The following is a 10240-nucleotide window of genomic DNA, read 5'->3' as shown; positions in this document are numbered from 1 at the left end:
TTGATCGGAGCATCCCTAGGGGCCAGGTTTTTTCCACGGCTGTATCAGTGTGACCAAGAGGCGGTTGAAGTTCAGGCGTGTCAAGTGCGCTTTTACGCGGCTCTTGCCTTTGCAAGTCAGGGCGATTCTTCAACGCCTCCTCATGTTTGAGCATCCACAGTCCTAGCCGTTCGCCTTTGGCACTGGCTTGCATTTCATGCGCGAGCGCGTGAGCATTGCCACGCCCACGGGTGATGTATTGAACAATGGCGCCCAGCAGCAGGATCACCACTTCAACGTGTCCTTGAGCGATATCCTGAGCAGCGCTTGTCTGAGCGAGCGGATCGTCCCGCATAAAGGCGTTCAGACCTTGTTCTCCGCGCGGTCCGTTCCATGCCGTGGTGATACCTCGCATGTAAAAACCGATGATATTTGAAAAGCCGCCCACCACATACTCTGCGATGGACTCAAGACCCAGTACACCCAATATGAAGGTGCTGGCCTGCACGCCCAGCGTTGCGCCCATCATTGCACCGGGAACGCACCAGCCCCAAAGAAGAGCGTGCCCACGCCTGCACCGAGCAATCCACCGGCCAGTGCACTACCCACTACGATCATCGCCATCTGTGAGACGACATCAATCAAGTCGTCAATGACGCTTCCAATGTCGAGATCCGCGAAGCGTTGACGTAATATGGGGTCGGCTTCCCGTCCGGCCCTTTCGAACGCCACCCTGACGCAGTGGAAGCGATGCCTGATCAACGAAGGCGAAGCTACGGGTTCGTTCCAGTGTGTGCGGAAGTGGCCGACTCGCTGAACGTTCGCCTCGCGATTCATGCGCTGTTCCATCTGGTCCCATGACGGCAGCATATGAAGAAAAAACATGATGTCTCCCTGACAACTTCTGATACAGCTTTCACGCGCAACTTAACAGAAGCACGATGCAGAAGCGGACAGCGCAGGTGAGACCTATTAAATTCGGAAAATTCTTACGTAGCGCACGGGCTGCATCAGGTCGGGGTTACGTCTAGGCTCTGTACGAAAAGTGGCTGCGCTCGGTGATGCTGCGTTAAAAACAGGTTCGGAATGCTCATGTACAACACTGAGCTCCGCTTCATTGCCTGTTTTTGCCTTGGCTGACCTTCGCTCGCCGACTTCTCTTACACTGGATTGTGGAAAGGGGCTGCTGTTCACCCATGAACCCGCACCCACACCGTCACCAGCAGTGTTGCCGCTATCAGCCAGGCGACGGCGGCGAGGGCCAGTGAGGCTTCCAGGCGCAGGCGATCGACCAGCAGGTAGAGCGCCGCGAGGTAGACGAAGTAGGGAATGATCGACCACATGCCGAACACAATGGTGGTTTTCAGGTCGTCCAGCGACCGGCCTTTGCCGACGATGTAATGAGCGATCAGTGCGAACGTCGGGAACAGCGGGATCAGGCCTGCTATGTAGTAATTGCGGGTTTTGGCCAGAGCCGCAAGGATGACGACCACCGCACCGCCTAACAACGCTTTGAGTACCAAGTCCAACGGCTTCTCCTGACCGGCTCAAAGGCCGTATTTCTTGACCTTGTCGAACAGCGTGGTCTTGGCCATGCCCAGTTCCTGACTGGCCTGGCTGAGGTTGCCGCCGCTGCGCTGCAAGGCCTCACTGAGCAAGTTGCGCTCGAACGCTTCCACGGCTTCGGCAAATCCCAGGCTTTGGTTTTCGATCACCATCCCGGTCTGCTTGAACGCTGGCAGGCCCAGCGAGAAGCGTTCGGCGACGTTGCGCAGTTCGCGCACATTGCCCGGCCAGTCATGACTCATCAGGCTGGACATCGTCTGGCGATCCAGTGCGGGCGGTTCCCGATCGAAGCGCAATGATGACAGTTGCAGGAAATGCTCGAACAACTGCGGGATGTCCTCGCGACGCTCGCGCAGCGGCGGCAGTTCCAGCGTCACCACGTTCAGGCGATAGTAAAGGTCGCTGCGAAACTGATTGGTCTTGCCCAGCGCATTGAGGTCGGACTTGGTGGCCGCAATGACCCGGCAATCCACCGCCACGCTCTGATTGGACCCCAGACGTTCCAGTGTGCGTTCCTGCAGGACGCGCAACAGCTTGATCTGCAGGTTGACCGGCATGCTTTCCACTTCGTCGAGAAACAGCGTGCCTTCATGGGCGTGTTCGATCTTGCCGATCCGGCGCTTGCCGGCTCCGGTGAAGGCGTTGGCTTCATGGCCAAAGATTTCCGACTCGAACAGGCTTTCCGCCAGCCCGCCACAATTGAGGGCCACGAACTGATTGTGCTTGCGGCGACTGAAATCGTGCAGGCAGCGAGCGACCAGCTCCTTGCCGGTGCCGGTCTCACCTTCGATCAGCACGTTGGCAGAGGTGTCGGCGACATTGGCGATCAGCGCACGCAGGTTTTGCATGGCGGGCGAGCGACCGATGATCTTGCCTTCCAGCGAATCGCGTTCGGCCAGTTGCTTGCGCAGCGCCCAGACTTCTCGCGCCAGTGCGCGTTGCTCCAGGGCGCGCCGCGTGACATCGACCAACCGTTCCGGTGAGAAGGGCTTTTCCATGAAGTCGTAGGCGCCATCGCGCATGGCGTTGACGGCCATCGAAATATCGCCGTGCCCGGTAATCAGCACCACCGGCAGGCTGCTATCACGCGCCTTGAGGCGGCTCAGCAGCTCCAGCCCGTCGATGCCTGGCAGACGGATATCGCTGATGACGATACCGGCAAAATTGTCGCCGATGCGCTGCAACGCTTCTTCGGCGCTTGAAACGCCTTCGCTGACGATGTCTTCCAGGGCCAGCGCCTGTTGGCAGCCCAGCAATACATGCGGGTCGTCTTCGACAATCAGGACGGTCAAGTCACTGTTGATGTTCATGGTTGATGTCTCATGTCGGCTCGCTTGGGCGAGGTTCGGTTGGCGCGCTGTCTTCGATGAAGGGCAGGCACAGTACGAAGGTGCTGCCACCGTCGTCCGTATCCTCCGCACTCAGGCTGCCTCCGGCCGCGGCTGCCAGGCTGGCCGATAGGGTCAGGCCCAGCCCGAGCCCCTGTTCGCCGGGTTTGGTGGTGAAGAACGGTTCGAACAGATGTTTGCGCGTCTCCCTGTCGATTCCATGACCGTTGTCACGAACCAGCAGGCGATAGCGACCTTCGGCAATCGCGCCTTCTATCCACAGTTGCGGCCGGGGCTGCGCCTGCATGGCGTCGAGGGCGTTGCCGATCAGGTTGACCAGAATCTGCTCCAGTCGGGTCTGATCGATGGCGAGTGTGGCGTCGGCGAAATCCTGATGCAGCGTCAGGGCGGACTGTTCGATACGCACCGCCAGCAATTGCAGCGCCGCGTCTGACGCCTTGCTCAATCGGGCCTGACCCTGATCGTCGCCGCGTCGGGCAAAGGCGCGCAGGCTGGCCGTGATGCGACCCATGCGGTCCACCAGATCATTGATGGTACGCAGGTTGGTGCTTGCGGTATCCAGCGCGCCACGCTCCAGAAAGCGGACGGTATTACCGGACAGCGTGCGCAGGGCCGCCAGCGGCTGATTCAGTTCATGGGCGATGCTGGTGGACATCTGACCAATGGCGGCGAGTTTGCCCGCCTGTACCAGTTCATCCTGCGCCTTGCGTAAGGTGTCCTCGGCCTGCCGACGTTCACGAATCTGCGCCTTGAGGCGTTCGTTGCTGGCACGCAGGTGTTCGGTGCGCTCGGCGATCTTGCGTTCCAGCTCATTGTTGGCCGCTTCCAGTGCCTCGCGAGCGGCCAGACGGGTGGCGATCACTTTGCGACGCTCGTTCCAGGCGATCAACAGGAACGTCACCAGCGCGAAGGCCACGGCCACCAGCATGCCGTGGCTTGCGGCTTCGCGGCGCAGGTCTTCGAGCGGGGTGAGCAGGGTCAAGTGCCAGGGCGAATCGCTCAACTGGCGAGTCTGCGCCAGATAGCTGACCTGTTTGTGCTCACGATCGACCGTGATATTGGCCGGAAAGGTGAGTTTCTCGACGCCTTCAGAGAGCGACTCGCGTTCCAGCGGCACCAGCTCGTTGAGCGGCCACCAGTAATATTGCAGGCTGCGCGCCAGCCGCTCTTTGATGTCCGGGGTCAGCGGGCGTACCGATTTCAAGCGACGGGCCGGATCGCTGGACAGAATGATGATGCCGTTCTCATCGCTGACGAAGGCCTCCAGGCGGGCGCGCTGCCAGCGTTCTTCAAGGGCTTCGAGTCGAACCTTGATCACGGCCACGCCGATGATCCGGCCTTTTTCTTCCAGCCCGTGGGCCAGGTAATAACCGGACTCTCCAGTGGTGGTGCCGATGCCGTAAAAGCGTCCGGGCAAGCCGCGCACAGCGTCCTGAAAATACGCCCGGAATGAAAGGTCTTCGCCCTGATAGCTGTCGCTGTCACGCCAGTTGCTGGTTGCCAGCACGCGGCCTGTGGTGTCGAGCACGAAAATGGCACGGCTGCGACTGCGGCGGTTCAAGCCTTCCAGATAACTGTTGACCTGCTGCTGAAGCTGGGGGCCTGGCTCGTTGAGCAGTTGCGAGACGCTGGATTCCAGTTCCAGCACGCTGGGCAGATAGGTGTATTTGCTGATCTCGCTTTCGACTGTTCGCGCATGCAATTCCAGCTGCCGCTCGCCGCTTTCGCGCAGGTTCTTGATGCCATTGTGTTCACTGACCAGATACGTTGCGTAGCCGAGCCCGATCATCAGGATGAAGATCAGCGGTGGCAGGAACAGTTGGCGGATCAGACGGGGTTTCACGGCGAGTGATGGCGGCGCGGCGCGATATGGAGTGGGGTCGCATTTCATCACAGTCGTCCTGAACCGAACAGCCGCCCGTGCAGGACGGGCAACTGGCGGCGTAATGCTTAGTGCTGAAGGATCTTGGCGAGGAATTGCTGGGCGCGTTCGGAACGTGCGGAAACGTCACCGAAGAACTCTTCCTTGGGACAGTCTTCGACGATCTGGCCCTTGTCCATGAAGATCACACGGTTGGCAACCTTGCGAGCGAAACCCATTTCGTGGGTCACGCACATCATGGTCATGCCTTCATGTGCCAGTTGCACCATCACGTCGAGCACTTCGTTGACCATTTCCGGGTCCAGCGCGGAGGTAGGTTCGTCGAACAGCATCACCACCGGATCCATGGCCAGGGCACGGGCGATGGCCACACGCTGCTGTTGTCCACCGGAAAGCTGGCCCGGATGCTTGTGGGCATGCTCCGAGAGACCGACGCGGTCGAGCAGCTTGAGGCCTTTTTCGGTGGCTTCGGCCTTGCTGCGGCCCAGCACCTTGATCTGCGCAATGGTCAGGTTCTCGACGATGCTCAGGTGCGGGAACAGTTCGAAATGCTGGAACACCATGCCCACCCGCGAGCGCAGCTTGGGCAGGTTGGTCTTGGCGTCGGAGATCGAGGTGCCATCAACGACGATGTCGCCTTTCTGGAACGGCTCCAGTGCGTTGACGCATTTGATCAGCGTCGATTTACCGGACCCGGAAGGACCGCAGACCACGACCACTTCGCCTTTGCTGACCTCGGTGCTGCAATCGGTCAGTACCTGGAAGTCCCCATACCACTTGTTGACGTTTTTGATGGAAATCATACGGCGAACCTTTTTTGCAAACGCTTCACCAGCAGCGAGGCGGCGAAGCTGATCGTGAAATACACCAGACCGGCAATGATCAGGAACTCGTTGGCGCGACCGATGATGTCGCCGCTGGCACGCGAGGCGTTGAGGAAGTCAACCAGGCCCACGGTGTAAACCAGCGAGGTGTCCTGAAACAGGATGATGCTCTGTTGCAGCAGCAGGGGCGTCATCTTGCGAAACGCCTGGGGCAGGATGATCAGACGCATCATCTGGCTGTAATTCATGCCCAAGGCCTGGGCTGCGCCCATCTGCCCCTTGGAAATGGACTGCACACCGGCACGCACGATTTCGCAGAAGTACGCGGCCTCGAACATCATGAACGCCACGACACAGGAGGTGAACGCCCCGACAGGTGTGTCTTCGCCCGTGATCCAGCGCAGTACGAACGGCACCGCCAGATAGAACCAGGTGATCACCAGCAGCAGCGGGATCGAGCGAAAGTAGTTCACATAAGCGCCGGCCACGTTGGACAGCAGCTTGTTCGATGAGAGTCGCATCAAGGCCAGCAGGGTGCCGAGCACCAGACCACCGACCACGCCCATCGCCATCAGCTTGAGGGTCATGACCATGCCGTTCCACAAGCCCGGCAGGGCGGGAACGATTCCAGTGAAGTCCATCATTTACCTCCCAGAGAGATCAGGCCGGGCACTGCGACTTTCTTCTCGATCAGGCGCATCAACAGCATCAGGCTCATGTTCAGCGTGAAGTAGATGAGGGTGGCCAGGGTGAAGGCTTCGAACAGATTGGCGGAGAACTCGGCGGTCTGTTTGGTCTGCGCGAGCAGCTCCATCAGGCCGATCAGCGACGCCACCGACGAGTTCTTGAACACGTTCAGGAATTCGGAGGTAAGCGGCGGAATGATGATGCGATAGGCTTGTGGCAGCAGCACGTTCCAGTAGATCTGCGGCAGCTTGAAGCCCATGGCGCGAGCGGCCGATTCCTGACCCTTGGGCAGCGCCTGAATACCCGTACGCACCTGCTCGCAGACACGGGCGGCCGTGAACAGGCCAAGGCAGACCACGACACTCAGAAACGCCGAGGTCGTCGGATTGAGGTCTTGCTTGTACCACTCCTGCAAGTTTTCAGGCAGCAGGTCAGGCACCAGGAAGTACCAGATGAACAGCTGCACCAGCAGTGGCACATTGCGGAAGATTTCCACGTAGATCGTGGCGATACCCGACACCAGACGGTTTGGCACGGTGCGCATGACACCGAGGACCGAGCCCAGTATCAGGGCGATGATCCAGGCGACGACTGCAATGGCGATGGTCCAGCCCAGACCGGATATGAACCAGTCCAGATAGGTCTCGCTGCCGACGCCGGTGGACTTGAAGAACACGCCCCAGTCCCAGTTGTAATTCATCAGGGTCTCCCCCTCTTGTTCTATTTCTATCGAAATGCACGCGGTGCCGGTCCCCGGGCGAGCAAGGTGCTCGCTCGGGAGGCAATCAGTTCAGCGACGCTGAACCGGTTGCTCAGGCCTTCTTGTCGTCAGCCACTTGGTCAGCGGCTTTGTCGGTCGGGTTGGCGATCAATTGTTTGAGCTTGTCGCTCATCGGGAACTGCAGATTCAGGCCCTTTGGCGGAACCGGCGACTGGAACCACTTGTTATAGATGGTATTGATTTCGCCCGACTTGAACGTTGCAACGATGGCGTCGTCCACGGCTTTCTTGAACGGTTCATCGCCCTTGCGAACCATACAGCCATAGATTTCGTAAGACTGTGCGGTACCGGTCACGGCCCAGTCATCCGGCTTCTTGGCCTTGGCCATTTCGCCTGCCAGCAATGCGTCGTCCATCATGAATGCCACGGCGCGACCGGATTCCAGCATCTGGAACGACTCGCCATGGTCTTTGGCGGAGATGACGTTCATGCCCATCTGCTTGTCAGCGTTCATGGCCTTGAGAATGCGCTCGGACGTGGTGCCAGCGGTGGTCACAACGTTCTTGCCTTTCAGGTCATCGAAGTCCTTGTAGCTGGAGTCTTTCTTGGCCAGCAGGCGGGTGCCGACTTCGAAGATGCCGATCGAGAAGTCGACTTGCTGTTGGCGCTCGACGTTGTTGGTGGTTGAGCCGCATTCCACGTCAACGGTGCCGTTCTGGACCAGCGGGATACGGGTCTGAGATGTCACCAGGTTGTACTTGACCTTCAGGTCAGGCATGTCCAGTTCTTTCTTGATGCCTTCGACGATTTTCAGCTGGATGTCGTGGGAGTAGCCCATCGGTACGCCGGAAGCGTCAGCAATGTAGGAGAAAGGGATGGACGCGTCGCGGTGGCCGAGGGTGATGGTGCCGGACTCTTTGATCTTCTTCAGTGTGCCGGTCAATTCAGCCGCCAGTGCTGGAGTGCTGATCAGAGCGGCAGCGATTGCTGCGCCCAACAGATGGGGAACGATGCGCATCGATGAATCCTCGATTTCATTTTTTATTGATAGGACGCCTTGGGCTGTCCACTTCTTGACGATTGCTTCAACGGCGTCCTGAACCAGACACACGCGTATGTCGAAGCTGTCGATGCAGAGTGTAGAGCATGAGTCGTGCCAGGCTTTTAGAAAGGATTAATTTATTGAATTTAAAGGGGTTTTATCTTTTTTGAGACGGGGGAGGAGAGACGCGGCGTCCGGGAAGCCGAACGTGAAGGGACATGGAGTTCGGGAAACCGAATGGACTGCCGATCAGTCCCATGCGGTTCGCGAAGCGAGGTGTGTCGTAGGGCGGGTTCGCCGGAAGAATATTGAGAGGCTTACCGGGAACGGCAGCAGGAGAGCTGAGTGGCGTGCACCCGGCTCTCCTGCGACACGGTCTTGATCAGTGACGCCATCAGGCTGCTTCGATGGCCGCCTTGTTGCGTGCAACGGTTTCCAGGTAGCTGCGCACGCTCGCCTGTTCTTCAGGCGTAGTGAACAGGCCCAGTTTGGTACGACGCCACAGAATGTCATCGACGTTGGTGGCCCATTCCTGATCGCACAGGTAGTCCACCTCGCGGGTATACAAACCGCCACCGAGGTGCAGACCCATGTCTTCCAGGCTCTGCACACCTTCCAGCAAACGCCAGCTGCGGCTGCCGTAGGTGATGGCCCAACGCTTGGCGATCGGTTCAGGCAGCCAGTTGAAGCGACGGGTCAGTTCGCCCGCCAGCGCTTCTGGCGTGGTCATGTCTTCACCGCCTGGCAATGCGGATTTGGCAGTCCAGCCCGGTTTCATCTGTTTGAAGAACGGTGCCAGTTGCGCCATGGCCGACTCGGCCAGCTTGCGGTACGTGGTCAGTTTGCCGCCAAACACCGACAGGATCGGCGCTTCGTCGCCACCACCGGACAGCGACAGCGTGTAGTCGCGAGTGATGGCCGACGGGTTGTCGGATTCGTCGTTGCACAGTGGGCGCACGCCTGAGTAGGTATGCAGAACGTCGGCGCGAGTCAGTTGCTTCTTGAAGTGGTCATTGGCCACCTTGAGCACGTAATCCATCTCGCCGTCGGTGATTTCCACCTTGTTCGGATCGCCCTGGTATTCACGGTCAGTGGTGCCGACGATCGTGAAGTGATCCATGTACGGAATTGTGAAGACGATGCGTTTGTCTTCGTTCTGAAGAATGAACGCATGCTCGCCTTCGTACAGCTTCGGCACGATCAGGTGGCTACCTTGAATCAGACGAATACCGTAGGCCGACTCAAGCTTGAGGTCCTCACGGATGAACTTGGCCACCCATGGGCCAGCTGCGTTGACCAGTGCCTTGGCGTGGATCGAAAACAGGCTGCCATCGCTGCGTTCCAGATGCAGGTGCCACATGCCTTTGATACGACGCGCACTGACGCAACGGGTCTGGGTGTGGATGTGCGCACCGTTTTCACGGGCTGCCATCGCGTTGAGCACGACCAGACGGGCGTCATCGACCCAGCAGTCGGAATATTCGAAGCCCTTGGTGATGCTGGCATTCAGCGGACTGTCTGCACCAAAGCGAATGGTGCGCGAGGCCGGCAGCTTTTCACGCTTGCCCAGATGATCGTAAAGGAACATACCAGCACGGATCATCCACGCAGGACGCAGGTGCGGACGGTGCGGCAGGACGAAACGCATCGGCTTGACGATATGCGGTGCCTTGGCCAGCAACACTTCACGCTCTGCCAGCGCTTCACGCACCAGACGGAACTCATAATGCTCCAGGTAACGCAGGCCACCGTGGATCAGCTTGCTGCTGGCCGACGAGGTGTGGCTCGCAAGGTCGTCCTTTTCGCACAGGAAGACCGACAAGCCACGACCGGAGGCGTCTGCCGCGATGCCCACCCCATTGATGCCACCACCGATCACGGCGATGTCGTAAACCTCGGAGAGAGGGGCAGCGGTTGTCGCGTGAGTGTGGGGCATTGTTGGCCTCCTGGAGAATGCGTGAGCTTGGCTCGAAAGGCGAATCTGAACATTAATGTTCACTTTCGAAAATCATAGCGTAATAAAAATCCCCTCGCCAGCAAGTATTGATTGAAATTACTGATGAAGGGATTAGAAAAGAACAAAAATGAACATTGTAGGACGGGATTGGCAGGCGTGTGAATCGCTGCTCATCGCTGCAAGTACCGACGCAGAGCGTTGGCGGTGCATTCAGTCAAGGTGCAGTTTTTCGT

8 protein-coding genes and 1 pseudogene are annotated in these 10240 nt (G+C 58.8%); all 9 read right to left on the bottom strand.

The window, feature by feature from the left end; genetic code table 11:
- A pseudogene (locus BZK31_RS30365) lies at nt 1-816 on the bottom strand (DUF6861 domain-containing protein); the annotation flags it as partial.
- Between the two features lie 353 nt (nt 817-1169).
- A complete protein-coding gene (locus BZK31_RS10880) occupies nt 1170-1508 on the bottom strand; it encodes a GlpM family protein (RefSeq protein WP_083182664.1) in 339 nt (112 codons plus the stop codon).
- Nucleotides 1509-1526: 18 nt separating this feature from the next.
- The gene (gene aauR, locus BZK31_RS10875) at nt 1527-2855 is read right to left on the bottom strand and encodes a two-component response regulator AauR (protein WP_083182663.1); all 1329 of its coding nucleotides are present in this window, start codon (nt 2853-2855) and stop codon (nt 1527-1529) included.
- Between the two features lie 10 nt (nt 2856-2865).
- Nucleotides 2866-4785, bottom strand: a complete 1920-nt coding sequence (gene aauS, locus BZK31_RS10870) for a two-component sensor histidine kinase AauS (protein WP_083182662.1) — start codon at nt 4783-4785, stop codon at nt 2866-2868.
- A gap of 59 nt (nt 4786-4844) precedes the next feature.
- A complete protein-coding gene (locus tag BZK31_RS10865) occupies nt 4845-5579 on the bottom strand; it encodes an amino acid ABC transporter ATP-binding protein (RefSeq protein ID WP_083182661.1) in 735 nt (244 codons plus the stop codon).
- Complete coding sequence (locus BZK31_RS10860) at nt 5576-6244, bottom strand: amino acid ABC transporter permease (RefSeq protein WP_167377924.1); 669 nt, start codon at nt 6242-6244, stop codon at nt 5576-5578. The genes BZK31_RS10865 and BZK31_RS10860 overlap by 4 nt, the downstream gene beginning before the upstream one ends.
- A complete protein-coding gene (locus tag BZK31_RS10855) occupies nt 6241-6987 on the bottom strand; it encodes an amino acid ABC transporter permease (RefSeq protein WP_083182659.1) in 747 nt (248 codons plus the stop codon). The genes BZK31_RS10860 and BZK31_RS10855 overlap by 4 nt, the downstream gene beginning before the upstream one ends.
- A 112-nt stretch (nt 6988-7099) precedes the next feature.
- Nucleotides 7100-8026 (bottom strand): glutamate/aspartate ABC transporter substrate-binding protein, encoded by a 927-nt coding sequence (locus BZK31_RS10850; protein WP_083182658.1) that lies wholly within the window; start codon nt 8024-8026, stop codon nt 7100-7102.
- A 418-nt stretch (nt 8027-8444) separates the two neighbouring features.
- Nucleotides 8445-9986, bottom strand: coding sequence for a glycerol-3-phosphate dehydrogenase (glpD, locus tag BZK31_RS10845; protein ID WP_083182657.1), 1542 nt, complete (start codon nt 9984-9986; stop codon nt 8445-8447).
- Nucleotides 9987-10240 lie beyond the last annotated feature (254 nt).

Origin of the sequence: Pseudomonas floridensis, from assembly GCF_002087235.1 — a bacterium.
In the GTDB taxonomy this organism is placed as follows: domain Bacteria; phylum Pseudomonadota; class Gammaproteobacteria; order Pseudomonadales; family Pseudomonadaceae; genus Aquipseudomonas; species Aquipseudomonas floridensis.
The sequence above is the reverse complement of the archived record's forward strand: the minus strand, read 5'-3'. Positions and strand labels throughout refer to the sequence as shown.